Source organism: Lactiplantibacillus garii (genome assembly GCF_003885105.1).
Classification (GTDB): Bacteria; Bacillota; Bacilli; order Lactobacillales; family Lactobacillaceae; genus Lactiplantibacillus; species Lactiplantibacillus garii.
The window spans coordinates 45747-70563 of record NZ_QWZQ01000005.1; the positions used below are offsets into that span (position 1 = coordinate 45747).

22 protein-coding genes are annotated in these 24817 nt (G+C 49.3%); 7 read left to right on the top strand and 15 right to left on the bottom strand.

Going from position 1 to position 24817, the window contains the following annotated elements; translation table 11 throughout:
• Window positions 1–115 precede the first annotated feature (115 nt).
• Window positions 116–1201, bottom strand: coding sequence for an ABC transporter ATP-binding protein (locus D1831_RS02480; RefSeq protein WP_125071336.1), 1086 nt, complete (start codon window positions 1199–1201; stop codon window positions 116–118).
• Window positions 1202–1471: 270 nt separating this feature from the next.
• Here D1831_RS02480 and D1831_RS02485 point away from each other — a divergent pair, with 270 nt between their 5' ends.
• Complete coding sequence (locus D1831_RS02485; RefSeq protein WP_125071338.1) at window positions 1472–2491, top strand: aldose epimerase family protein; 1020 nt, start codon at window positions 1472–1474, stop codon at window positions 2489–2491.
• A gap of 78 nt (window positions 2492–2569) precedes the next feature.
• Here D1831_RS02485 and D1831_RS02490 read toward each other — a convergent pair whose 3' ends face one another.
• Window positions 2570–5368, bottom strand: a complete 2799-nt coding sequence (locus D1831_RS02490) for a YhgE/Pip domain-containing protein (RefSeq protein WP_125071340.1) — start codon at window positions 5366–5368, stop codon at window positions 2570–2572.
• 173 nt (window positions 5369–5541) lie between these two features.
• Between D1831_RS02490 and D1831_RS02495 the strand changes: the two genes are divergently transcribed.
• Window positions 5542–6126: a TetR/AcrR family transcriptional regulator gene (locus D1831_RS02495; protein ID WP_125071342.1), complete on the top strand. Its 585-nt coding sequence runs from the start codon at window positions 5542–5544 to the stop codon at window positions 6124–6126.
• Window positions 6127–6189: 63 nt separating this feature from the next.
• Here D1831_RS02495 and D1831_RS02500 read toward each other — a convergent pair whose 3' ends face one another.
• From D1831_RS02500 to cdaA, 5 genes are all read right to left on the bottom strand, one after another.
• Window positions 6190–7002 (bottom strand): Cof-type HAD-IIB family hydrolase, encoded by an 813-nt coding sequence (locus D1831_RS02500; RefSeq protein ID WP_125071344.1) that lies wholly within the window; start codon window positions 7000–7002, stop codon window positions 6190–6192.
• Between the two features lie 153 nt (window positions 7003–7155).
• On the bottom strand, window positions 7156–8973 hold the full coding sequence (glmS, locus tag D1831_RS02505) for a glutamine--fructose-6-phosphate transaminase (isomerizing) (protein WP_125071346.1): 1818 nt from the start codon (window positions 8971–8973) through the stop codon (window positions 7156–7158).
• Between the two features lie 654 nt (window positions 8974–9627).
• Window positions 9628–10983 (bottom strand): phosphoglucosamine mutase, encoded by a 1356-nt coding sequence (gene glmM / locus D1831_RS02510; protein WP_125071348.1) that lies wholly within the window; start codon window positions 10981–10983, stop codon window positions 9628–9630.
• Between the two features lie 26 nt (window positions 10984–11009).
• On the bottom strand, window positions 11010–11987 hold the full coding sequence (locus D1831_RS02515; protein WP_125071350.1) for a CdaR family protein: 978 nt from the start codon (window positions 11985–11987) through the stop codon (window positions 11010–11012).
• Window positions 11984–12826, bottom strand: coding sequence for a diadenylate cyclase CdaA (cdaA, locus tag D1831_RS02520; protein WP_125071352.1), 843 nt, complete (start codon window positions 12824–12826; stop codon window positions 11984–11986). The genes D1831_RS02515 and cdaA overlap by 4 nt, the downstream gene beginning before the upstream one ends.
• Window positions 12827–13009: 183 nt before the next feature.
• Here cdaA and D1831_RS02525 point away from each other — a divergent pair, with 183 nt between their 5' ends.
• Window positions 13010–13660, top strand: a complete 651-nt coding sequence (locus D1831_RS02525) for a DUF1361 domain-containing protein (RefSeq protein WP_125071354.1) — start codon at window positions 13010–13012, stop codon at window positions 13658–13660.
• Between the two features lie 39 nt (window positions 13661–13699).
• Here the strand turns inward: D1831_RS02525 and D1831_RS02530 are convergent, their stop codons facing one another.
• The 4 genes from D1831_RS02530 to D1831_RS02545 all read right to left on the bottom strand — a co-directional run bounded on the left by D1831_RS02530 (window position 13700) and on the right by D1831_RS02545 (window position 18451).
• Entirely contained in the window at window positions 13700–14212 is a 513-nt protein-coding gene (locus tag D1831_RS02530) for a MarR family transcriptional regulator (RefSeq protein WP_125071355.1), read from the bottom strand.
• Window positions 14213–14354: 142 nt separating this feature from the next.
• A complete protein-coding gene (locus tag D1831_RS02535) occupies window positions 14355–16490 on the bottom strand; it encodes a cation:proton antiporter (protein WP_125071356.1) in 2136 nt (711 codons plus the stop codon).
• Between the two features lie 32 nt (window positions 16491–16522).
• Window positions 16523–17428 (bottom strand): UDP-N-acetylmuramate dehydrogenase, encoded by a 906-nt coding sequence (gene murB / locus D1831_RS02540; RefSeq protein WP_125071357.1) that lies wholly within the window; start codon window positions 17426–17428, stop codon window positions 16523–16525.
• Between the two features lie 120 nt (window positions 17429–17548).
• Window positions 17549–18451: a Gfo/Idh/MocA family protein gene (locus D1831_RS02545; RefSeq protein WP_125071358.1), complete on the bottom strand. Its 903-nt coding sequence runs from the start codon at window positions 18449–18451 to the stop codon at window positions 17549–17551.
• A 103-nt stretch (window positions 18452–18554) separates the two neighbouring features.
• Between D1831_RS02545 and D1831_RS02550 the strand changes: the two genes are divergently transcribed.
• Both D1831_RS02550 and D1831_RS02555 read left to right on the top strand, forming a co-directional pair.
• Window positions 18555–19310, top strand: coding sequence for an exodeoxyribonuclease III (locus D1831_RS02550; RefSeq protein WP_125071359.1), 756 nt, complete (start codon window positions 18555–18557; stop codon window positions 19308–19310).
• A gap of 76 nt (window positions 19311–19386) precedes the next feature.
• Complete coding sequence (locus D1831_RS02555; protein WP_125071360.1) at window positions 19387–19923, top strand: 3'-5' exonuclease; 537 nt, start codon at window positions 19387–19389, stop codon at window positions 19921–19923.
• A 47-nt stretch (window positions 19924–19970) separates the two neighbouring features.
• On the opposite strand, the gene D1831_RS02560 is transcribed toward D1831_RS02555, so the two are convergent.
• The 4 genes from D1831_RS02560 to D1831_RS02575 form a co-directional block, all read right to left on the bottom strand.
• The gene (locus D1831_RS02560; protein WP_125071361.1) at window positions 19971–20486 is read right to left on the bottom strand and encodes a GNAT family N-acetyltransferase; all 516 of its coding nucleotides are present in this window, start codon (window positions 20484–20486) and stop codon (window positions 19971–19973) included.
• 6 nt (window positions 20487–20492) lie between these two features.
• Window positions 20493–20954, bottom strand: a complete 462-nt coding sequence (gene tsaE, locus D1831_RS02565) for a tRNA (adenosine(37)-N6)-threonylcarbamoyltransferase complex ATPase subunit type 1 TsaE (RefSeq protein ID WP_125071362.1) — start codon at window positions 20952–20954, stop codon at window positions 20493–20495.
• A gap of 113 nt (window positions 20955–21067) precedes the next feature.
• Window positions 21068–22045, bottom strand: coding sequence for a phosphate acetyltransferase (gene pta / locus D1831_RS02570; protein WP_125071363.1), 978 nt, complete (start codon window positions 22043–22045; stop codon window positions 21068–21070).
• Between the two features lie 22 nt (window positions 22046–22067).
• On the bottom strand, window positions 22068–22760 hold the full coding sequence (locus tag D1831_RS02575; protein WP_125071364.1) for a uracil-DNA glycosylase: 693 nt from the start codon (window positions 22758–22760) through the stop codon (window positions 22068–22070).
• Between the two features lie 114 nt (window positions 22761–22874).
• Here D1831_RS02575 and D1831_RS02580 point away from each other — a divergent pair, with 114 nt between their 5' ends.
• Together D1831_RS02580 and D1831_RS02585 are read left to right on the top strand one after the other, a co-directional pair.
• Window positions 22875–23744 (top strand): Cof-type HAD-IIB family hydrolase, encoded by an 870-nt coding sequence (locus tag D1831_RS02580; protein WP_125071365.1) that lies wholly within the window; start codon window positions 22875–22877, stop codon window positions 23742–23744.
• 24 nt (window positions 23745–23768) lie between these two features.
• On the top strand, window positions 23769–24329 hold the full coding sequence (locus D1831_RS02585; RefSeq protein WP_125071366.1) for an LURP-one-related/scramblase family protein: 561 nt from the start codon (window positions 23769–23771) through the stop codon (window positions 24327–24329).
• Window positions 24330–24817: the final 488 nt, after the last annotated feature.

Below are 24817 nucleotides of genomic sequence, written 5' to 3' on the forward strand. Positions count from 1 at the left end.
ACAGCCTCGTTTGTATCTCCGAACAATTATTGTTGAAACGTGCGCCAAAAGTCAGCTTGCTCCGCTTAATGCTCACTAGCTAACCGCCTTTTGGCACACTCTGTTTTTATTAAATCTATTTAGTTGATTTAGTCACACCCGGCCCCTTTAAGGTCGTCGTTGGGTGTAGCACTTGCGACGGGTGCTGCACCACGCTAGTTAGCGAGTGGCCCGAAACGTTGACTAACATCAACAAAACCACCACAACGCCCACGACAGTCGTGAGAATTCGGTTCCCCCACGACATCGTTTCAGAAATCACCCCACCGTAAAAGTCCTTGTGAACTTCCTTAGCGACGTGCGGATTCTGCGGGTCGGCCTGCTGACGTTCAGCCGTGACCTGCTGTTCGTATTCGTCAATCTTAAACGCCTTTTGTTTCTTCTTAGCGTCAGTTTGATACTTCTTTTTGTCTTTCTTAGAAAGTGCCTTGAACCACTTAATAAATTTCCGGTACTCGGCAACGACTTCCTTAGTTGGACCAATCTGCTTTAAGTCACCGTATTGAATCCAGGCCACCCGGTCACACATGATCTCGATTTGCTTTAAGGAGTGGCTGACGAAGATAATCGTTTTACCTTCCTTTTTAAACTGTTGGATTTTCTCCACACACTTTTGGTAAAACGTGTCGTCACCAACCGACAATGCTTCGTCAATAATTAAAATATCCGGATTAATGTGTACGGCGATTGCAAACCCAAGCCGCGACTTCATCCCGGAAGAATAACTTTTGACCGGTTGATAAACAAAATCACCAATGTCGGCAAAGGCGATGATGTCATCCAACATGGCGTCAATTTCTTTATTCGTCAGTCCCATCATCAGGGCCTTTAACCGGATGTTTTCCATCCCGGTCAATTGTCCCCGCAAACCGGAGTTGATGGCAACGATCGAGGTATCCCCCCGGACGTCTACCACCCCGGTCGTTTGCGGAATCACGCCGGAAATAATGTTTGACAGCGTTGATTTACCGGAACCATTGACCCCGATCAGTCCAAGCGTTTCACCGGGCGCAACTTCTAACGAAATTCCCTTTAACGCCCAAAATTCTGGGATGGGCTGATTAGAGATCGAGAAGAACGCCTTCAATTGATCAGAACGGGTTTTGAAGAGATCAAATTCCTTGGTCACATTTTGAACCTTAATTTTATAATCAGTTGTCATTTTAATACTTCCTATATATTTTACGATTTATATCATAATTACCAAGCATAACTAACTGCTATATGGTACTAGAGAAGTTCACGAGCGTCAAGCACGACCACGGGAGCTTAATTTAAAATTAAGGCGTCCAGATGCAACTTGTGATATTTAGCGCAAACTTTTCCATTTAATTAGTTCGGCCACCGGGCAATCGTTCGCATTATCCCCAATAATGAAATATACTTAACTTAACAGGTTAATTGTCAGGCAGACATTGGAGTGGATGAGATCATGAAAATAATTGAGCACCAGGCAAACGGAATAAATTATTATACATTAGTGAACAATCATCACATGAGCGTCACCGTGATGGACTGGGGAGCGACGGTCACCGCCATTAAAACTCACGACAAGGACGGCAAATTTGCCAACGTCGTTTTAGGGTTTGACGAGGGCGAGGACTACATCACTTACCAGTCGTTTTTCGGTGCCACGATTGCCCGGGTCGCGGGTGTGATCAAAAAAGCTAAGTGGCGGAATTACGAGCTGACCCAAAACGCCGGGGAAAACCATTTAAACGGTGGTAACATGCCCCAAATTGCCTTTGAGCCTTGGTTCCTGGAACGCAAGCTGCAGACCAGTGAACAGGTCGGCTTAGTCATGCAATACATTACCTTGGACGGGGAAAACGGGTATCCCGGCACCATGACGATCACCGCCGATTTTATTCTGGACAACAACGGTAAATTCACGATTAGTTATACTGGCAAAAGCGATAAGACCACCCTCTTTAACCCGACAAACCATACCTACTTCAACTTAAGCGGTAACGCCGAAAGTCTGATTAACCACGACATTTTAAAAATTAACGCCGACGAATACGCCGCCCTCAACAAACACAACCTGCCGACGGGTAAACTGCCCTGGGTCACGGATAGTCCGTTCGATTTCCGCGACCCCCGCGAAGTCGGTCCCCAAATTGCTAAAATCAAGGGCGGATTGCGGCACGGGTTCGTTTTAAATAAAACCCCCTACCCGCAAGTCGAATTGTTCGACCGGGTCAGCGGGCGGAAAGTGACCCTGCGGACTAACGCGCCAGCCCTAGTCGTGTCCAGTGCCACTAACTACCGTGACGACCGCTACCGGTTAAACGGCGGCAAACCGATGCGTTCCCAGTTGGGACTGGCCTTAATGCCGCAAGTTCTTCCCGACGCCATCCACCACCGGGAATTTGGCAGCATTATCATCGAACCGAACGTGCCGGTGACCTACCAAACCGCCTATCAATTCTCGAACATTTACGACGTTTAGAACGTCTTATCAAAAAACACCCAGTAACTCCGTGAAAATGGCACTCACGAAGTTACTGGGTATTTTTAAACTGATTGACTACTCGTCATCATCGGTCGCCGCTGATGACGGTTCCGCTGGTGTTGACGGCGCTCCATCCGCCGTGGCGGGAGTCGGTGCGGCAAAATCAATCCGCCGTAACCGCCCGCGCCGCCGAGCAAAGAATAAAATACTCAGGGCGGAAAAACCTAACGCAATTAGGAAAAGAAGCCCCATTTCGGATAACGCCGTATTCCCAATCATCAACGTTTCCCGTAAGCCGTTTACCGCGTAAGTCATCGGCAACCACGGGTGAATGGCCTGGAAGAAACCGTTGGAAAGTTCAATCGGGTACGTTCCGCCCGAACCGCCTAACTGCAACACTAGCAGGATCATACTAAAGAAGGATCCCACCTTACCCAGAACCAGGTTCAACCAGTACACGATGCTCATAAAAGCGAGGGCGATACACAGGACCATCCCGAAAGTTGCCCAAACGTGGACCGGAGCCAAACCATCGATCAGCATCAAGAACGTGACAATCAAAATACTTTCAAACAGGGCGAAACCGTCCAGGACGGAAGCCTTGCTTAGCCACCAACCAATTCCCGTCCGCGGATACTTACGGGGGGTATAGGTATCAAACATCATGTTAAACGCTAGGGCCCCCACGAATAGGGAAACCGACATCATGTACGGTGCCATCCCGGTCCCGTTATTTTTGGCCCGGTCCCGTTCGGTATGGCTAGTCGTTGCCGGCTTAGCAACCTGCGCGTAGGTCAGCTTGGTTGGGTCAACCTTTGCTTTGGTACCGGCTTGTGTCAATTTAGTGCCTAACGTTTGGTTACCCGCTTGAACTTTTTCCAGCCCCGTTCCTAACTGCTGGGAACCGTTTGCTAATTGTTGGCTGCCCGCATTTAATTGGGTTGCGCCACTCGCAAGTTGGCCGGCACCACTAGTCAGTTGCGTCCCCTTACTGCCGAGGGTCTGTAATCCACTGGTGACCTGTTTAGAACCATCGGCTAACTGGCCTACGCCCGCCATCAAACTCGGAACCTGGCCGTTTAACGTACTAAGGCCCGAATTTAAACTAGCCGCACCGCGGTTTAACTGGTTCCCAGAGCTAGCTAAACTTTGGGTGCCCGCGGCTAACTGCTGGCCCTTAGACGTTAACGCGGCCGTCCCGCTGGCTAAACTAGTCGCACCGTCACTTAACTGGGCTACCCCGGCCGTTAACGCTGGCGTCGATTGTTGTAAGGTTGCCAGGCCTTGGTTAAGGGTGTTCATTCCACCAGCCGCCTGCTGAAGCTTAGCCGTTAACGTTGCCGCACCGCCGGCTAAACCAGTCAGGCCACTTTGCAGACTTTGCTGGCCGGCCGCAACCGTCGTTAAGGTCTGCTTGAGCGCCGCTAACTGCTGGGTTGCCGCGGTCGTATTAACGTTACTTTGACCAACGTTACTCAACGCGGTGTTGAGTTGAGCTGCCGCAGTCTTGACCGCATCAGTCGCCGGACTACTTCCACCACTGACCGCCGCAACCATCGCGGCTTTCTGTTCCGCCGTTAGCTTTTGGGCATCGGCCGCCGCGGCGACCTTCGCTTGTAAAGTGGCCTGCTGTTTTTCCTGGTCAGCTTGCAGACTTGCCAGAGCCGTCTGCAACTGATTACTGGCCGCTTTAACTCCCGTTAACTGCCCCGTATCACTACCGGCCCTGCTTAAAGTTGCGGCCAATTGTTCCAACTGAGTGGTCAACGTTGATTGCTGGTTGCTTGTAGCGGCTACGCCCCGTTGCATGGCTGCCAGATTCGTGGCCAACTCCCCGCTGCTACTGCTTAACGCCTGTAAGCCGGTCGTCAAGTCCGCGCTGGCCGTCGTTAACCGTTGCGTCCCGCTCTGGATCGTACTCGTCTTTTGATTTAGCGTGGCTAAACCGGCCTGAATCCCCTGCGCACCCTGGTTAGCACTGGCCACCCCGTTGACGTACTGTTGGGTACTACTATTCAACGTTTGCGCCCCGGCAGTGTAATTTTGAACCCCACTGCTAAGTTGCTGACTACCGTTTCTAAGCGTGCGGACCCCGCTGGCAAGTTGCTGACTATTACTTAACAGGCTGTCTAATCCGGTCGTCACTTGCTGACTACCGCTACTAACTTGGTCAATCCCGTTAATGTACTGATTTAGGCCCTGGTTAAGACTTTTAGCCCCGTTAGCTAGTGTTAACGTACTTTTAGCTAACGTGTTTAAGCCGGTCGTGATTTTCTGATTAGCCTGCTCTGCTTGACGACTGCCCTTAGCCAACTTCTGGTTATTTTTGCCGGCAGTCGCCATCCCAGTTCCTAGCTGTTTCAGACTACCGAACAGGGTCTTAGCGTACGTTTTAGTGATTTGTTCCGAAACGCTAGCGGCCGCGCTGTCAGCCGCCGACGCCGTCATTTTAGAAGCCGTAAAGTTATGGCCGGCGCTGGTTTCATAGTGCAGCACCATTTTCTGGGGCTTTTTTTGCATCAGCGTCGTTGCGTTGTGGGAAAAACTTTTAGGAATCGTTACGACCATGTAATAGTCCCCACGCTTTAACCCGTTTTTAGCCGCCGTTTCCGAGGAAACTAATTTAAAATCCATCCCGTTGGAACGTTTTAAATTGGTGGCGAGCTGGTGACCCACGTCAAGGTGCTGCCCCTGATACGTTACCGCCTGATCCTGATTGACCACCGCAACCGGTAAGTCTTGTAACTTTCCGTACGGGTCCCACATGGACTTTAAAAACGTAACCGCGTAGATTGACGGGATAAAACCAATGACGATGATCACAATCAACATCAACTTGTGCTTAAACAAATACTCCCACTCCGCCTTAAACATGTTCGTTAACCCCCATCAATTCAAATTATGTTATGCTATCGTTGAAATAATCCTCACGTGTGGTTTACATCATAGCGACAAATAAAACGAAATACCACCACACCATTAACTATTTTGGGGAATAAGCCCCATTTAGACCACAAGTGGGGTCTAACATTCTAGGAGGAACTTACATGGTAAAAACAGATTTACGGGTCCAACGTACCCGTTCCGCGTTGCGCGCAGCCTTTCGCGAGTTAGCACTTAAATATCCCCACTACCGTGACATCACCGTTAAGGAACTGACCGCGACCGCTAACGTTAACCGTAAAACGTTCTACTTACACTTTGATTCAATTGATGACCTGGCCGAGACCTTTACCCAGGACAGCGCGGAAAAGCTTTTAGCGATTATCAACCCGAAGGACTTTAAAGCCAACATTGCCCAACCCGGGTTAATTTTTGACATGTTGATGAACTTTTACCACCAGTCGATGGACTTTCACCGGGTCATCCTACTCAACGACGACTACAGTTTTCTCGCTCGTAAAGTCCAAAGCATCGTTGCGGACGGGTTAACTACGACCATCCAAGCGAACTACCCGCTATCAAAAGACGACGCCAAGGTCTGTGCCACCTTTTTAATTCATAACAACCTGACTTTCTTTCGACTATACTTCACCCATCAATTAAATTTAACCACGGATCAGTTAAAACAGCGGCTAGTGTCACTCAACTCCTTCGGGATTCACCAGTTTTTTTACCCCAATGAAAAGTAATTGATTAAAAAAATGGTTCTAGTTGACGAACGTTATTCCGTTCATTCACTAGAACCATACTTTTTAGGTTAATAAAATGTGTTCAATTGTTGCCAAGACCCCGTCGTGTTCGTTATCCAACGTCGTCACGTGGCGGGCCGCGGCCTGGACCGCAGTGGGGGCGTTAACCATCGCATAACTATGCGTGGCGTACCGCAGTAACGGGACATCGTTAGCCCCGTCACCAAAAGCCATCACTTCATCGGCGGTTAGTCCCCGCTGGGCCGCTAATAATTGGACCGCTGGTAATTTGCCCACGTGCTGGTCCACAATGTCCACCACTCCGTAGCCGCTGTCGTGCGCCCGGAGTTTACCCGCAAAATAAGCGTTGATTTGATCAACTAAGGCAGCCGCATCGCCCGGTTGAGTTGAAACGCTGATCTTTTTAATTGAATCCTTGACCGCCGCCAAGTCGTCAACCAGTTGTAAGTTATCGTAAAACTTGCGGGCCATCGCCACCAACTGTTCCGGAGCACCCGCTTCAGTGTACGACCCGTGACTGCCCACCAAAATCAGGTACGCGTGCTTAAACATCTCCTGAAAACGGTCAACGGTCACAAAGTGGTGGTGCTGCTCGGCACTCAAACTACCGTCAAACACCTGTCGACCACGGGCGTAGATCGACGCCCCGTTTTCCGCCACCATCACCAGGTTATCGGCTAGGACGTCGGCAAACAGCTGCTTTAAATGAGCGTACTGGTTGCCCGAGGATAGTACTAGCGGAATGTTTAACTGGTTTAATCCGGTCAAGACCCGTTTAAACCGGGCGTGGTCAAAACTCTGATCCGCGCGCAGCAACGTTCCGTTCAGGTCGGTCGCAATTAATTTTATGGACACAAAAGTTCCTCCTCAACATTGGTTTTACGTTTCATTATACTCGTTTTACGTTGTCGTCGGAAAACATTCACCATTATAAAAAGGAACGTTTCGCTCACGCGCAACGTTCCCACCCACACCTAAGCAAGCTGCTTAGCCGTTAATCATTAGTCTTTATTCAACCGTGACACTCTTAGCAAGGTTCCGGGGTTTATCCACGTCTAAGCCCTTGTTAAGACTCGTGTAGTAGGCGAGTAACTGACCAGGCACAACGCTAAGTAGTGCGGTCAAGCGTTCGTCTACGGCTGGTAACACGATGGTGTCACCGTCTTTAGCCAAATTATCGGTAACGATGGTGATCGTCTTGGCACCCCGAGCGGCAACTTCTTGCAGATTAGAACGGGTCAAGCCCGCGGTCTTTTCCTGCGTGATAATCCCGATGACCGGCGTATCCTTTTCAATCAACGCAATCGTCCCGTGCTTCAATTCACCGGAGGCAAAACCTTCCGCCTGAACGTATGAAATTTCCTTGAGCTTCAGTGCCGTTTCCAACGAAACCGCGTAGTCTAAGCCCCGCCCAATGTAGAACGCGTTGGGCGTGTGTAACAGGTCGGCCTTAGCAATGGCTTCAAAGGTCTTCTTTTCATCAACTAAGCCCTGCATCCCATTCGCAACTAGGGCCAACTGCTTTTTGACGTCGAAGTCCTTAGCAGCTGACTGGTTATCCGCAACACCTAACGCTTTGGCTAAAATGGCTTCCAGAGCAATTTGGGCCGTGTACGCCTTGGTTGAAGCTACCGCGATTTCAGGACCCGCGTGCAGCAACAACGTGTAAGTGGCTTCCCGGGATAACGTCGAGTTAGGAACGTTGGTGATCGTTAAACTTGGGAATTTCTGTTCGTTGACGTTCAGTAAGACTTCCCGACTGTCGGCCGTTTCACCGGACTGGGTCAAGAAGATGAAGAACGGGTGGTCCGACAACAGTGGTTGGTTGTAAGCAAATTCAGACGAAACGTGGACTTCGGTTGGCACGTTAGCGAGCGATTCAAACAACTTCGCCCCAACTAAACCAGCGTGATAACTCGTCCCCGCCGCCACGATGTAGAGCCGGTCAGCTTGCTTGATGGCGTCCAAGAGGTCTTGGTTAATGACCGGTTGACCATCATCATTCAAGTAAACTTGGGACAATTTCCGCATGACGTTCGGTTGTTCATCAATTTCCTTCAACATGTAGAATGGGTAAGTCCCCTTATCCGCAGAAGCGGGGTCAATGTCAACGTGGAACGTCTTGCGTTCAACGGCTTGACCCTGTTGGTCGGTAATTTTGATCGCGTTTGGTTTAACGACCACAATTTCACCATCGTGGAGTTCCAAGAAATCCTTCGTTTGGTCAAGCATGGCCAAACTATCGGAACAAACCACGTTAAAGCCCTTACCTACCCCAATCAGTAACGGACTCTTGTTTTTAGCCACGTAGAGCGTATCGGGATCTTCCTTATCCATTAACAGGAAACCGTAAGAAGAATGGCCTAGTAAGCTCAAAGTCTTCCGGAAGGCATCTAGCGTGGAGAGATTTTCTTTGGTTACAAAGCGGTCAACGAGTTGCACGATCACTTCGGTATCCGTTTGTGATGTGAAGGTCACGTCGCTTAAGTACTGACTCTTCAAATCTTGGAAGTTTTCGATCACACCGTTATGAACCAAGTAGAAACGGCCATCCGCCGAAACTTGGGGATGCGCGTTTGCAACGCTTGGTGCACCGTGGGTTGCCCACCGGGTGTGGCCGATACCGGTTGAACCGTGTACGTTCGAACCGACTTCTTTACGTAAGTCGTCGATACGGCCCTTTTCTTTAACTAAATAATCGTGTCCGTCCTGGTCATTAACGTAAATACCAGCTGAATCGTAACCACGATATTCTAGCTTTTCCAAACCATTTAACAAAATTGATACTGCGCTGTCTTTACCGGTAACTCCAACAATTCCACACATAAGATAATCTTCCTTTACTGTTTTGAATTGTTTCTAGCTGCTTGGTCAAAATGTCTGTCACCAGTCTCACAACTGGTTTTTGTAATTGCCCTGTAGAGTGCAGTCCCTGACGTCACCCGTCGATTGTCGATAAACGTCATCCTCGTCAACTTTAAAACTTAAAGTCCTGGCGCTATTCCGATTTAACCAATTAAAAATTGGTCTAGTCTATCCTCCTATTGGTATATTTTCTAGAAACAAGTTAACTTTAACTTTACAGCGGTAAAATGTCAACAATCATTCGCATTGGTATACCCGTTAGTTCGAACGTATACCAATCAAATTACTTATATTTCGCGGATGAAAGCTAGTTGTGCTTTTTTGATGAAATTTTCATTCTTTCCTGGATTACCGTCATCATTACGGCGCTGATATTCTTTAAGCCAGCTGACACTTTCCGCCGTCCAGTCGGCCGCGATTGGGCCGGAACGCGGTGGACACAGCTTGAAGCCAAGCACACCCCGCTTGTCTCCAACCTCAGTCAGCGTCGAGCGGAAGGCGGAAAGCTAACCCCAACTATGAGAACATCTGTACACTTTGGTTAAGTCACCACTGCAAAAAAAGCCCGCCGGTGATTAACACCTTGCGGACTTGTAATAAAGTACGGACGACTAGTTAGTCGACACCGACTTCGGATTTAACAACGTCAACGATGCGGTCAACGTAGGCCCCGACGAGTTCGTCGGTTTTAGCTTCTGCCATGACCCGGAGTAGGTCCTGGGTCCCGGAAGGCCGAACTAAGACGCGGCCTTCCCCGGCCATTTCGGTTTCAACTTCTTTGATAACGGCTTGGATCTTGGCGTTATTCAAAGCAGCTTTTTTATCTTGAACCTTCACGTTAACTAATTTTTGTGGGTAAGTCGTTACTTCAGCGGCTAATTCGGATAACTTCTTACCCGTTTCTTTCATGACGTGTAGCAGTTGAATCCCAGTCAACATCCCGTCACCAGTGGTGTTAAAGTCTAAGAACACCACGTGACCAGACTGTTCGCCACCGAGGTTAAAGCCGTCTTTCAACATTTCTTCAACTACGTAGCGGTCCCCAACCTGGGTTTGTTCACTGTGTAAGCCGGCTGCTTCTAAGGCCTTGTATAGGCCGAGGTTACTCATCACGGTCGTGACCACGGTGTCCTTCTTTAACTTGCCGCGTTCACTTAAGAACTTACCGCAAATGTACATAATCTTATCACCGTCAATGATGTTCCCTAATTCATCAACCGCGATACACCGGTCCCCATCACCGTCAAAGGCCAGCCCAACTTGCGCACCCTTTTCAACGACAAACTTAGACAAGGCTTCGGGGTGGGTTGAACCCACGCCCTTGTTAATGTTCAAGCCGTCGGGTGAAGTCGCCATCGTTTCAAAGTCTACGTTCAGATCAGCAAAGATCCGTGAAACTAAGTTACTGGTTGAACCGTTGGCACCGTCCACGGCCAAATGAATCCCACTTAAGTCGTCGGGAATGGTTTGTTCCAAGAATTGGGAATACTTTAAGTTACCTTCTGGGAAGTCGGCTACCGTTCCAAGGCCTTCAGCAGCTGGCCGTGGTAAATCGTCGGTTTCCTTTTCAAGTAAGGCTTCAATTTCTTCTTCCTTAGCATCGGACAGTTTAAAACCGTCGCCACCAAAGAACTTGATGCCGTTATCTTCAACCGGGTTGTGGGAAGCGGAGATCATGACCCCGGCGTCAGCGTCTTGGATCCGAACTAAGTAGGCAACACCGGGCGTGGTGATTACCCCTAAACGTAAGACTTCGATCCCAGCCGATAATAACCCGGCAACTAAGGCTTCTTCCAACATTTGACCAGAAATCCGGGTGTCACGGGCAACTAAGACCCGGGGTTGACTATCCTTATCCTCGGCGTGTTCGGTTAAGACATAACCACCGGCACGGCCTAAACGAAAAGCTAATTCGGGTGTTAACCCTGAGTTTGCGATACCGCGAACCCCATCAGTACCAAAATATTTCATTATTAATTTACCTCGTTTCAGATTAATCAGTTACTTTTAACTGTAATTTTTACCTTAATTGACGTTGGACTGACCGATGAAATCCCATCTTCATCGCTCGTTGAAATTTTAACCGTCTTCGTCGTGGTTGACGTGACGTTTGACACGTCAACGTCCACCGGCAACGACGATAATTTGGATAAGGCCGCCTTAGTCCCAGTGACCGTTACCGACTTCGTATCGGTCGAGAACGAATAACTCGTATCGGCCGACGTTTTACCACTGGCCTTTAAATCCACCGACACGTCCTTAGTGGTGGACGCCTGGGTAACTGGAATGTACACCGACGTGGTCGACGGCGTTAGGACCGCGTTTAGCGTCTGACCGTTAGCATCCAGGGCTTCAATCATCGCCTGCTGGTTAACGGATTTTTGTAAGTTCTTCGTGGTGTTGACGACCGCCACAACCTTGGCGACCTTGCTGACCTCGCTGACCGCGCCCGTAACCTTGACCGACGACGTTCCTAACCGGGGCGTCCCCGCTTCGTAGCCCGATGCCAAATTATCCTTATTAAAATCAGCGTGGACTTTATAAGTAGCCGTGCGACGCGGCTGAATGTTGATGTGAATGTACTTTTGGTTTAAAGCGTAGCTGAGTTCCTTATTTAGCCCGTCGACCTGCACCTTAACACTGTGGCGCCCAACCGATAGATCGGATAAGTTCGCGTACACCTTAAAGTTTTGCGTGTTAGCGGTGGTGGTCACTAACGCCGCCGGTCCTTCAATCGTAACCTTAATATTTTCCGGGTAGCCGGTCACAAAATACTTCGTACTATTGACGTTGAGTTCCAGTGGAGCGCTGATCGTCACTTTACGGTTCGACGTCAGCGTCGTTTTTGAAGAACTGTTCGTTAAAATACTAGCATTGTGTGACGACTTGAGCGAGTTAACGTAGGCAAACAGGACTAACGCGCAAACTAACGCTAACAGGCGCATAGCCCAGGCACTATCCATAAATTTTTTCATTTACGAGGACCCCCTCCAAAAATGCGGGCAAACCAACTTTGAACCGCATTTTGACGAGTTTGATCTTCCGGTGTCAGCAGCACTTGACGGAAGTAGCGTAAATAATTTTCGCGCGTCATTCCCCGCATTAATTCGTTATCCTTCGTAATTGAAACTTCACCAGTTTCTTCGGAGATAACGATCGTCAGGGCGTCCGTCACTTCACTGATCCCCACGGCGGCCCGGTGCCGGGTCCCCAGTTCTTTAGGAATCAGGTTACTTTCCGACAACGGCAAGTAGGCCGCGGCCACCTTAATTTGATTATCTTGAATAATGACCGCCCCGTCGTGCAACGGTGTGTTGGGAATAAAAATATTAATTAATAATTCTCCCGTAATGTCGGCGTCTAAGGCAATCCCGGTTTCAATGTAATCTTCCAAACCAGTATCCATCTTGATCGACATCAACGCACCGATTCGCCGTTTGGCCATGTATTGAATAGCCTTATCCAGCTCGGCAATCATCCGTTCCTCATCTTCATTTTGACGTTTGCCGCGCGTAAAAATCGAACCGCGTCCTAAATGTTCCAAGCCCCGCCGAATTTCGGGTTGGAAGATGATGACCATTGCAATCACGGCCCAATTAATGATTTGATCCATGATCCACGAAACCGTATCAAGTCCAATCAAAACACTGACGAACTTAATGATTGCAATTACCACGATTCCACGGAAAAGTTGAACGGCCTTGGTTCCCCGCAACAGCACGATCAACTCGTAAATGACAAACCAAACCGCAAGAATGTCTAGGAGCCGGACAAAGTTTTGCACTGTCAATAAAGCGCTCCAGTTGAAGTTCATGATCCTCCTCCTTATGAAAATTATTTACTTTCACATTATAGCACGGCGCACCGCCTCACGTTGACTGATTTCAAACAAGACCGGCAATTAGGATAGATTTTGAATTAATATTAAACTTGTGTTTATTTAATATAGCTTATTTAATATTTCTGTTAAAATTGACAGTGAAAGCGTGGTGATCAAATGACAAAAACACAGCGCTGGCTCATTCGGCTCGTCTACTGGGCCTTCATTGGTTTTGCAGCGCTTGAATTGCACGGTTCATTTCGATTCTTACTTTTAAACACCGTTTTGGCGTACGTTCCGGTTGAACTTAGTTTTTGGCTGACCCAGCGGCGGTCAAACTGGACGTTTTGGGCGTTAGCGGTCATTTGGTTGCTCTTTTATCCCAACGCGCCCTACCTAATGACCGACCTGTTTCACCTTAGTCTGCTCAATCCATACGGGTTAAACGGGATGTTACGGTTCAACCTCGAAATGTGGCGGGAATTTGCCTACCTGATTGGACCCATGATGGTCTCAACCTTAGTTGGAACTTGGGGCGTTGACCAAGTTGCCCAAGAAAGCGTGCGGCGCTTGCACTTAACCCGCTTACCCCTGGGTCGCGAGTTGATCAGCGGTGCCCTGTTCTTATTTGCGGGGATTGGCGTTTACGTTGGCCGTTTCTTACGCTTACATTCGATTTATCTTCTAATAACCCCGCAGTACATCGTCGACCAGTTGCTGGGCATGTGGTCCGCAAAGATGCTGGCATTCGTCGTGATTATGTGGTGTCTACAATTACTTATCTACGCTGCTTGGCGCTTTACGAGTACGCCGAACAATCAAAAATAGCAAGCTCACGGCCATGATGACCGGAGCTTGCTATTTTGATTAATTCTTAACTTTGGGATCACTATATTCAGCGTGACGACCACGCTTATCGTGTAAACCGCTAAAGCCGCTAAAGCCAAGCTTAGTGGCCTTCTTTTCGGCGTCGTTAATGTAGCGCAACGTGTCCCCCGCGCGCTTCTCACCGTAAACTTGCATCCACTGGTGGAAACGTTCGTCGGACGCGGTCGTAATCGCCTGCTCAACCTTAGCACCGGACGGCGTCAATGATAAGTACTTAATGCGTCGGTCGTGTGCGTTCGTTGTCTGATCGATATACTTCAAATCCAATAAAACGTTGATTTGACGGGCAATCGCGCTCCGTGACACCCGTTGTTCATTAGCAATTTTAACCAGCGTCAGCGGTTCTTCACTGGTAGCAATCATTCGCATCACAGTGTAAGCTTCAAACGTAATCTTGTACGGCCGCGTTGGTACCGATACAAAGTCCCCAATGTATTTTAAAATGTGCATGTAAGTCTCCACAAACTGTTCGTGGATCTCTGATTCACTCATGTTACGTCCCCCCGCAAATTCTTTCCCGAATGTAAATGGTTCTTTAAAGCCCGTAACTAATTGGTAGAGCTAACCATTCACTATCAATACTACTCTACATCATTATAACCTAGAACTACTTCTTTACAACATTTAAATATAATTAATCATCATCGGCTTCGACGTCGTTGAGCATTAATAGGTTTTCGGAATAGTTGATGAATTGACGTAGCTTAGCCGCCGTGCGTAAACTGATCTGTCCGCTTTCCAACAAATGTTGGACCCCCGCGCGTTCAGCGCCTAAACTTTTAATTCGCAGCGTGTGAATCTGCCGTTCATAATCGGCCCGTGACAGGCTATGATTGGTTTTAGCATTTTCGATTCGGTTCCGATAGTGCACAATCAGGTGGTACAACGCCTGCCGGTCAAATTGTTGTTCGTCAACGTTGGCCCGTTTTAAGTACTGTGACAAAGCTTTAATGGCCGCCTTGGACGCGACTCGTTGAATTTCAAGCTGCTCTGCCCGTAATTTGTCACTATCGGCCGGGGCGAGCCATAACCGGAGACCCTGCATCCCCCGACTGATCAAGATTCGGAGTGAGCGTAACGTCGGTAAGCCCGGTTTATGCGTGGCTTGGGCTAACCGTTGCTCCCGGTGGTCCACCCGCCGTAAGTAGGCCTGAGCCGCCAATTTCGACGTTTCTTTATTCGCCACCATTTCCTTAACGGCCTGGCGTTCACCCGCTAACGCGACCAACCGCAACTGCGCTTCATCGGTCAGCATTGGTGCCAATTCGTCCGCGGTCTGGGAAGCAACTTCTAGCCGGCGGATCTGAAACTGTTGATCCAAAATCAGATCGTAAGCCGCCCGTTGGTTTTCTGGACGCCGGTGTTCTTCAATGTTGCGTACGGCGAGTTGTAAAACGTAAATCCGGGCCTGCTTGTAAGTAATTTGTTCCGGTTGATCCCCATCCTCCTCGTCTTCGGGTAAATCAGGGCCGGCAGCCATTACCGCGTCGTCATCATCCAAGCTGGAACCCCGGGTCATGAACGGTAGTGACTTGGCAGCCATCAACGGTAAGATCCCCGCCGCGGCCACTAAACTAACGATAATCACGCCCGCCGCAATGAATAGGACCAGGGCGCGTTCGGGAAAGGCGTCCCCGTTAGCAATCACGGTTGGGATCGTAAAGACCCCCGCCATGGTAATCGCGCCCCGGACCCCAGATAAGCCGGAGAGGGTTGCAATCCGTAAACTAGGTTTGGACTTATCGTGATTCCGTAACCAGTTAAACAGCATGTACACGTAGGTCCACGCGACCCGGATCAGTAGGAGGATTCCCCACACGATCAATACGTCAAAGATAGCGTGAAAGGTATTGGTGTGTGAGCCCTGAATGGTAGCCTGCGTAGCGACCGGCAACTCAATACCTAGAATCAGGAACACGATTCCGTTTAACAAGTAAACGATAACGTTCCATACTTTTTCGGTCACTAGGCGCAATTCCGGCGCGTCTTCGGCTTCGTGGGAATTCTGCACGTGGGCTAACACGCCCGCGGCGACAACGGCAACCACACCGGAAGCGTGGAACCATTCTTCAGCGATGAAGTAAATCGCAAACGGCGTCATAATTTGTAACACCACGTTAAAGACGGTGTCGTTGATCCCTTCTCGGCGCAAAATGTCCCGGATCAGCTGAATCACCGTAATCAGGGCTAAGCCGACTGCTAAGCCGACTAAACTGATGTAAAAGAAATCACCGACCGCTTTACCAAGTACGAAACTCCCGGTCACGGCCGCGGCCAGGGCGTACTTAAACCCAATCAGTCCGCTGGCATCGTTGATCAAACTTTCCCCACTCACTAGGTGCAGGATTTCTTTCGGTAACTTGACCCCTTCCGAAATCGACTGCACCGCCACCGGATCGGTCGGTGACAAAATGGCGGCCAGCGCGATGCTGACGGCTAGTGGAATGGACGGAATTAAAATGTGTACTAGGAAGCCACCCAAAATGGTGGTAATAAAAACGAGGACAATTGCATTGGCAAAAATTGCCCCGCGTAGCTCCCATAATTCTTGTTTTGGAAATTGGCGGCCATCGTTATACAGCATCGGTGCAATGAAAACCAGCATAAACCAGTCCGTTTGCAGCTTAACCTGTACGTTTAACAATAAAGCCACTCCTAGACCCAGCCCGACTTGAATTAAACTGACCGGGATTGCGACTAGATAGTGGCTCAATACGTTCGACAGCAGCACTAAACATGCCAATAAAATCACTAATTCTATAATCGGCACGTGGTTGCCCCCTTTGTTCAATTGACAAAAACTTACTTCGTGACGTCTTCTCCGATGATCCGGACTTCAGTTTGTAAATGCACCCCAAACTTCTCAAAGACCACTTTTTGGACGTAGTGGATCATATCCATGTAATCCGTGGCGGTCGCGTGATCAACGTTAATAATAAAGCCGGCGTGCTTCTTCGATACTTCCGCCCCGCCAATGCGGTGGCCCTGTAACCCGGCATCGTGAATCAATTTACCCGTGAAGTAACCGGTCGGGCGTTTGAAAACACTCCCACAAGACGGCCATTCCAACGGTTGCTTAGCTGCCCGGAGGGTGTTTAGTTCGTCCATGCGGGCCTGAATTTTGGTTTGGTCACCGGGTTTGAGTGCAAAAGTGGCCGTGACCACCGTATCGTCGTAATCCTGAACGGTACTGTGCCGGTAACCGAAATCCAAATCCGCGTTCGACAGGGTCTTCAACTGACCTTCACGGGTCAAAACGGTGACTTCTTCAACAACTTCGCTGATTTCACCACCGTAGGCCCCGGCGTTCATGAAGACGGCCCCGCCAACGCTCCCGGGAATTCCGGCTGCAAATTCTAAACCGGTCAAGCTAGCCCGGCACGCGACCTTGGTCGTTGCAATCAACGCAGCCCCGGCTTCGGCGACCACGTGATTTTCGCTGGCGTGAATCTGGTTCATTTTAGTGAGAATCATTGTTAAACCACGAATCCCACCGTCCTTTACGATCAGGTTGCTGGCATTACCGATGACGGTTAACGGCACCTGTTCGCGATTGGCGTATTCGATTAGGGCCTTGGCCTCACTAATTGACTTCGGAAACGCAACGAAGTCAGCGGGGCCCCCGGTTTTAGTATTGGTATAGTGACTAAGCGATTCATCTTTTTTTATTTCAATGGCTGGAAAAGTGGCCAAGACATCTTGAGTCATGGTGGAAGTTCCTTTCGTGTTTCGTTTAATAATTGAACAGTTAAGTTATTATTTGACCCCAAAGACGGCCCGCACCGGGTCATCCAAGGTCGCTAGTCTATCAATTAAGTTTATCACTTTTTAACGGCTTAATAAATGACGGCACACCGCGTGACTGGTAATTGCGGACGTTGGGTCGACCGGGTTCGTTCCGTGGGTTGCCACCGCCGTCAGAAATGCTCGAATCAACGGGGCAAAACCGCGTTTTTCCAAAGTGGGTTCCCAATCCGGAAAACTCGTGGTCGTCGTTTGGGCCGTTTGGTAATTGGTCAACATGCTGAGGTCCTTCACAACGGCACGGCCGTGAGTGGTTTGAACGGTCGTTTGTTCTAAGTTGACCCCGCCGTACATGTTCGTCACGACTTGCAACTGTTCGTGGGCGGTCTCAGCCGTTAAGTAACCCTGTCCCAGCGCACCGGCTTCGGTCGTTAAAACGCGGCCACATGTCGTTTCTAGCGGTTCATCTAACAAGAACAGGCCGGTATCGACCGAGTGGATCATGAGATCAAATACCGCCGTTTCCGGGTCCTGACCTCCAGTTTCACGGACCTTTTCCGCTACGACCATGCGCTTATTTGGTAACGCCTTTAATTGTTGGTTTAACGGGTCAAAACGACGGTTAAACCCGCAGGTCAACATTAAATGGCGACTCGCCGCCAAATCGTACAACGCCTGAACTGCCTGAAGGTCCGTGGCTACCGGCTTATCAACGTACACGTTAATGTCGTTTTCTAATAATTGGCGGATAATGCGGGCGTGCGTTGAGGTCGGCGTGTGAACAAACACGGCCGCTGGGTGGACGGAAATTAGTTCGTCCAAGTCAGCGTGCGTGTGTTGAAAGCCGTACTGGGCGGCCAGTCGTTGCCGTTTTTCCGCGTTGCGGGTCGTTAGGTGAAATTCATACTGATCCTGCATGGCGGCCATCACTGGTAAATACGCCTTTTGCGCAATGTTTCCGAGTCCCATAACCCCAATTTTTAACATGTCGATTCCTCCATTTTCGTCCGCATAATGCGGTACAATTGAATAACTAAGCGACGTTGTTCGATTAACGTTCGCCACTTTATACGAAAGGTCTGAACTACTCTTGAAACTAATTTCTTGGAACGTTAACGGACTCCGTGCCGCGGTCAAGCACGGTTTCGTTGATAGCTTTAACCAGCTCGACGCCGACTTTTTCTGCGTACAGGAAACCAAATTACAAGCTGGCCAAATCGACCTTGATTTGCCCGGATATCACCAGTACTGGAACTACGCTGAACGGAAGGGCTATTCGGGAACCGCTATTTTCACCAAGCACGAACCGCTCAACGTCACGTACGGCATCGGCGTTCCGGAACACGATACCGAGGGGCGCGTCATCACCCTTGAATACCCCGACTATTACGTTCTGACCTGCTACACGCCGAACTCGGGCGGTGAACTCAAACGTTTGGATTACCGCCAAACTTGGGAAGACGCCTTTTTAGACTACGTTAACGGACTGGATGCCCGTAAACCGCTGATCTTCTGTGGGGACCTCAACGTGGCCCACGAAAACATTGATTTAAAAAACTGGCGAAGTAACCACCACAGTGCCGGTTTTACCGACGAAGAACGCACAAAGTTCACCCGCTTACTCAGCAACGGCTTTACCGACACGTTCCGGCACTTCTATCCCGACCAAACCGAAATCTATTCATGGTGGAGCTACCGGTTCCACGCCCGCGATAATAATTCGGGGTGGCGCATCGACTACTTCATCACGTCTAACCGGTTGGATGACCGGCTGTTAAACGCCCGCATTTTAAACGACGTTTACGGTTCCGACCACTGTCCGGTCGAATTAGATATCCGCCTATGATTCGGGTCGCAAACTTGAAATCTGGACGGTCCCTTAGTACGATGAACTTAATTCTTTAGAAACGGTGGTGGCACCTTTGAACTTTGTCGCAATGGATTTTGAAACTGCGAACGCCAAGCGGGACAGTGCCTGTTCCTTGGCCCTGACAATTGTTCGCAACAGTCAGGTCACGGACGAATTCTACACCCTGATCAAACCAGAAAGTGACTTCTTTTGGCGCAACGTCCAAATTCACGGCATCCACGAAACGGACGTCGCCAACGCACCTAAGTTTCCCGAAGTATGGAAACACATCGCGCCGTTCTTCCAGCGAGACCGGTTAGTCATTGCCCATAACGCACCGTTTGATACCGGTGTGCTCCGGCAAACCCTCGCCCACTACGGCATCGGCGCCCCGGAATACTTATCCATGGACACCGTTAAAACTAGCAAACGGTTTTACCCGGAGCTCCCTAATCATAAATTGGATACGATGTGCAACGCGCTGGACATTGAACTTCAGCATCACCACAACGCGCTGGATGATAGTCTAGCCTGTGCCAACATTTTACTGGCAGAAGCCCGGCAATTTGGAACCGAACAACTTAAACCGTTCGTCCGTGTTCAGGGTTAAATAAAGCGTGCGTCAAACTGCGATTATTGCGATTTGACGCACGTTTTTTAGACGGCTAAAACCATATCGACCGCCGCCACCTTCGCGCCAGTCGGATCAACTACGTCGTACGCTTGCGGCGTACTTTCTTTAAAACCGAGGTGTTGGTAGAGCTTAGCGGCCCGGGTATTCCGTAACTGTACGGTTAAGACTAATTGTTTGAGGGTACTGAAATCCCGCGCCCAGTGGATCAACTCTTCAACGAGGGCCGTTCCCAGACCCATCCCCCAGAATTCCTTCAGCACGGCGACCCCGACTTCACCCTTGGTCACGGTCGGGCCTTCAGTTGCCTGAACCGTCGCGACCCCGATCAACTGTGCGCCCAAAGCCGCCACAAAAATTGTGTTGGTCGTCGTTCGGGTCAACTGTTCAATTTGTTGGCACTCATCCCGTTCACTAAGCTGACCCAGTCCCTCATCCACCGTAAACGTATTGGATTCGTGGGACAGCCGTTTTAATAATTTTAACAACCGGGCAGCGTCGGCTGGCTCCGCCGGTCGGATATCCACAACTTCGTCCGCCATGGTCGCTCACTCCTTTAACTGGTCAACCAATTGCTGGTAGCGCGTCCCTTGGGGTGTCAGGGTGATTGTTCGACCGTCGTCACCGGCCCCGTTACGGGTCAAGCCAATTCGTAAATAGTCGGTTGGTAATAAATCGGCGATGAATTCGGACCACTCAACGACGCTCACGCCGTCACCATCAAAATATTCGTCTAGCCCCAAATCTTCCGCGCCACCGTCCTCTAACCGGTAGACATCCATGTGGTACAGCGGCAAGCGCCCCTGATGGTATTCCCGAATGAGGGTAAAAGTCGGACTCTTAACGTTATTCGGAATGCCCAAACTCTTAGCCAACCCCTTCGTAAAGGTGGTTTTACCCGCTCCGAGGTCCCCGTCTAATAAAATCAGGTCGCCCGGTTGGACGCGTTGGCCAATTTTTTCTCCCAGTTGCATGGTTTCCTCCGGGGACGTTACCGTAATCGAATCCATAAAATGTCCATCTCCTCATCTAACATACTGCTTTCATTATAGAAAAAACGGGCGAAACTTCAAAGTACAAGCTCTGAAGTTTCCCCGTTTTAAAACTACTCTTACTTATTAGCTTAAGCTAAGCCTTGAGCGGCCGTGATAATGGCCACCTTGTAGACGTCTTCCTCACTAGCTCCCCGGGATAAATCGGAAACCGGTTTGTTCAATCCTTGCAAGATGGGACCAACCGCTTCAAAACCACCGAAGCGTTGGGCGATCTTGTAACCAATGTTCCCGGATTGCAATTCTGGGAAAACGAAGACGTTAGCATGCCCGGCAACCTTGGAGCCCGGCGCCTTTTGCAACCCAACTTTTTCAACGAAGGCGGCGTCAAATTGCATTTCACCGTCAATGGCTAAGTCGGGTGCGGCAGCTTGGGCCTTGGCCGTGGCTTCCTGAACCTTGGTGACCATGTCGCCCTTAGCAGAACCCTTTGTCGAAAAGCTTAGCATGGCAACCTTCGGGTCAATGTCAAAGATTTTAGCGGTGTGGGCACTCTGGGTCGCAATTTCCGCTAACGTGTCCGCGTCAGGATCAATGTTGATTGCGCAGTCCGCAAAGACGTACCGTTCGTCACCCTTTTGCATGATAAAGGCACCGGAGATCCGGTGTGAACCGGGTTTCGTCTTAATAATTTGTAACGCCGGCCGCACCGTGTCCCCGGTAGCGTGCACGGCCCCTGAAACCATTCCGTCAGCCTTGCCCATGTATACCAGCATCGTGCCAAAATAATTTTCATCTTCAAGCATCTTAGCCGCCTGTTCCGGCGTATTCTTGCCCTTCCGACGTTCCACTAACGCGTCCAGCATGGCCTGTTTGTCAGCAGCTGGGTATGTAACTGGGTCTAAAACTTGGACACCGCTCAAATCCGCTTGTAAATCCTTAGCGACCGCTTGAACCTTGTCCGTAGCGCCTAAAATGATTGGTTTAACTAACCCGTCAGCGGCTAACCGGACCGCTGCACCGACGATGCGGGGTTCCGTACCTTCGGGGAAAACAATGGTTTGATCTTTACCAGTAATTTTTTGTGCCAATGATGTAAATAGATCCATGAGATAACCCTCCAATAAAAAATTAATTATTTAAACTGACGTGTTCTGGAAGTTGCCAATTAATGGGTTGTTCGCCAAATGATTCTAACGCAATGTTGGTCTTAGAAAATGGTTTTGAGCCGAAGAAACCGCGGTACGCTGACAACGGACTCGGATGGGGCGCTTGTAATACCACGTTGGTTTCCGTATTGATCAGCTTAACTTTTGAGCGGGCGGCCTTACCCCACAAAATAAAGACAACCGGGGTCGGCCGTTCGGACAGTTGGTGAATCGCGTAATCCGTCAGCTTCTCCCACCCCTTATCCGCGTGAGAAAAAGCGATGCCATTTTGAACGGTCAAAACCGAGTTCAACAGGAGCACCCCCTGCTTGGCCCAGCTTTCTAAGTAGCCGTGGTTGACCGGGGTACAGCCAACGTCGTCTTGTAATTCTTTATAAATATTGACCAGTGACGGTGGTACCGCAACTCCCGGCAACACGGAAAAGCTTAATCCGTGTGCCTGGTTGGGACCGTGGTACGGGTCCTGACCTAAAATAACGACCTTTGTGTCGGCAAACGGCGTCCATTCAAAGGCTTGAAAAATATTATACATATCCGGATGAATATTTTTCGTCCGGTACTCTTCTTTTAAGAATTCGTGTAACTGGTGGTAATATGGTTGTTCAAATTGGGGCTTTAAGACGTCCCACCAGTCAGTATGAATAAACGCTTTCATCCTTAACACCTCTACATTATTGTAGCATACTAAAAACCGGTAATGATAATAATTCTGAATTCACTCCTAAACATGTTAGAATGTATCTATCAAGACAATTAAGGATGTGACAACATGATTTCGATTATCGCTTCTGACATGGACGGCACGTTACTGAATAACGAAATGACCGTTTCGGACTTTAACGCCGACGCCATCCGTCAAGCGCAGCAGCAGGGTGTCCACTTCATCGTTTCCACTGGTCGCCGCTACTCTGAAGCACAACCACTCATGGCCGCTCAAGGGATTACGGCTCCCCTGATCACGTTAAACGGGGCCGAAGTTTACGACGCTTCCGGAAAAATGCTCGACATGGTCCCCATCACCAAAACGGTTGCCCGGGCCATCTTTCACACATTGATCTCCAAGGGTTACTACTTTGAAGTGGTTGGTAACGATGGCATCTACTCAAATAACAAAGCTAAGCGAATCGAACAAATTGCCCACCTACTAACGAATTTAAACCCGGATACGTCGTTTAAGATTGCCGTGACCTTAGCGTCGGCCCGACTCGAACTTATGGACATCAATTACGTTGACAACTACGACGAGCTGCTCAACGACCCCACTAAGCACGTGATGAAAATTATCACCTTTAGCGAAGAGGGACCGGCTAAACTTAAACCGCTAAGCGACGAACTACTCGCTAAACATTCATCCTTAAAGATCACGTCGTCTTCACGCTCCAACATTGAAATCAATAACGTTAACGCTCAAAAGGGAATTGCCGTTGAACGCTACGCCAACATGCTCAACACGCCAATGAGCGACGTAATGGCCATTGGTGATAATAACAACGACGTTTCCATGTTAAAAGTGGCCGGTATCAGTTACGCGATGGGTAACGGCACGACCGAAGTTAAACAGTTAGCTAACCGGGTGACCGACACGAACGTCAATGACGGCGTTGGTAAGGCCATTTTGGAAGTACTCGCGCAACAATAGTTCACCGGGAAACGAGGGTTGAAGATGCGTAAATTATATTTCAGCCGCAATAGTTTCGCCAAGGGCGCGCGTGTCGTTCGTGATGAGCATAACCAGTCACACTACTTACTCGTAGGTCGCTGGGGGCGGCGTCAGGACGCACTCAGTCTCTACGCTATCCAGGGCGAGCTACTTGCCGAAATTCGACAGACCACGCTCGGCTTATTACCAAAGTTTGATCTGTACTATAACCGTCAAAACGTGGGGTCCATCAGTAAAACACTGGGTTTCTGGCACGAAATGATCTACGTTCGCAAATTACGGTGGATCATTATGGGCAGTCTCAACTCGGAAACCTACCGGGTCTATCACGGTACCGAGCTGGTCATGACCATGCGCCCAGTCGTCACGAGTAACGGCGAGGCCTTTGAACTCGCCATTACCGACCGTGCGACCGAGCCCCTATGTATTTGCATCGCCGCCATTCTAGACCATTGGCAAAAACCAACGAACCGGGAACGTTCTTCTTCCCTATCCAGTGACGGCTTGCAAGTCAACTTTGGTGAAAGTAACTACACGTTACACCATAAATTACCGCAAAACTAAAACGGTACCGGCTATTCGGTGCCGTTTTTTTGCTGCACTCATTTCTGCATAATCTAGCTAAAATTACGCTTCTCGATTCTAAGGTAGTTCGCACTTCTCAGCTCTCCGATCGGCGTGGACTGGTCTGGAACGCGGTGGGTACCTGTCAAAAACCGCCAGTTTCAAAAGACGACCTTTCATTAAGTCGGGAAACAACCCCGACCAAATGAAATTTCACCGCTGAGACCATCCACGCTCTCCCTCCGAGCTTTTGATGGTCGTTGGCGGGCAATCGGCCACAAGTTTTTAAAGTTTAAGGGTGATTACTTAGATGATCGGTTTTAAGTACCATCCGAATCAGTCAGCTGTATATATAGATATGTGTACTAGCCATTTTAAAATAGGAATATAAAGTCTCAGTTGACTAGTCGTTATCAGGTCAGCTTTAATAAACATTTTCTGAATCAATGCTACGTTTAATTTACAAAAATTAGACGTTACTGCCCGCC

What these genes read in the sequence shown, in the direction of transcription:
- D1831_RS02480 (WP_125071336.1), bottom strand. Translation starts at nt 1,201, where the DNA reads ATGACAACTGATTATAAAATTAAGGTTCAAAATGTGACCAAGGAATTT.
- D1831_RS02485 (WP_125071338.1), top strand. Translation starts at nt 1,472, where the DNA reads ATGAAAATAATTGAGCACCAGGCAAACGGAATAAATTATTATACATTA.
- D1831_RS02490 (WP_125071340.1), bottom strand. Translation starts at nt 5,368, where the DNA reads ATGTTTAAGGCGGAGTGGGAGTATTTGTTTAAGCACAAGTTGATGTTG.
- D1831_RS02495 (WP_125071342.1), top strand. Translation starts at nt 5,542, where the DNA reads ATGGTAAAAACAGATTTACGGGTCCAACGTACCCGTTCCGCGTTGCGC.
- glmS (WP_125071346.1), bottom strand. Translation starts at nt 8,973, where the DNA reads ATGTGTGGAATTGTTGGAGTTACCGGTAAAGACAGCGCAGTATCAATT.
- glmM (WP_125071348.1), bottom strand. Translation starts at nt 10,983, where the DNA reads ATGAAATATTTTGGTACTGATGGGGTTCGCGGTATCGCAAACTCAGGG.
- D1831_RS02515 (WP_125071350.1), bottom strand. Translation starts at nt 11,987, where the DNA reads ATGAAAAAATTTATGGATAGTGCCTGGGCTATGCGCCTGTTAGCGTTA.
- cdaA (WP_125071352.1), bottom strand. Translation starts at nt 12,826, where the DNA reads ATGAACTTCAACTGGAGCGCTTTATTGACAGTGCAAAACTTTGTCCGG.
- D1831_RS02525 (WP_125071354.1), top strand. Translation starts at nt 13,010, where the DNA reads ATGACAAAAACACAGCGCTGGCTCATTCGGCTCGTCTACTGGGCCTTC.
- D1831_RS02530 (WP_125071355.1), bottom strand. Translation starts at nt 14,212, where the DNA reads ATGAGTGAATCAGAGATCCACGAACAGTTTGTGGAGACTTACATGCAC.
- murB (WP_125071357.1), bottom strand. Translation starts at nt 17,428, where the DNA reads ATGACTCAAGATGTCTTGGCCACTTTTCCAGCCATTGAAATAAAAAAA.
- D1831_RS02545 (WP_125071358.1), bottom strand. Translation starts at nt 18,451, where the DNA reads ATGTTAAAAATTGGGGTTATGGGACTCGGAAACATTGCGCAAAAGGCG.
- D1831_RS02560 (WP_125071361.1), bottom strand. Translation starts at nt 20,486, where the DNA reads ATGGCGGACGAAGTTGTGGATATCCGACCGGCGGAGCCAGCCGACGCT.
- tsaE (WP_125071362.1), bottom strand. Translation starts at nt 20,954, where the DNA reads ATGGATTCGATTACGGTAACGTCCCCGGAGGAAACCATGCAACTGGGA.
- pta (WP_125071363.1), bottom strand. Translation starts at nt 22,045, where the DNA reads ATGGATCTATTTACATCATTGGCACAAAAAATTACTGGTAAAGATCAA.
- D1831_RS02575 (WP_125071364.1), bottom strand. Translation starts at nt 22,760, where the DNA reads ATGAAAGCGTTTATTCATACTGACTGGTGGGACGTCTTAAAGCCCCAA.
- D1831_RS02580 (WP_125071365.1), top strand. Translation starts at nt 22,875, where the DNA reads ATGATTTCGATTATCGCTTCTGACATGGACGGCACGTTACTGAATAAC.
- D1831_RS02585 (WP_125071366.1), top strand. Translation starts at nt 23,769, where the DNA reads ATGCGTAAATTATATTTCAGCCGCAATAGTTTCGCCAAGGGCGCGCGT.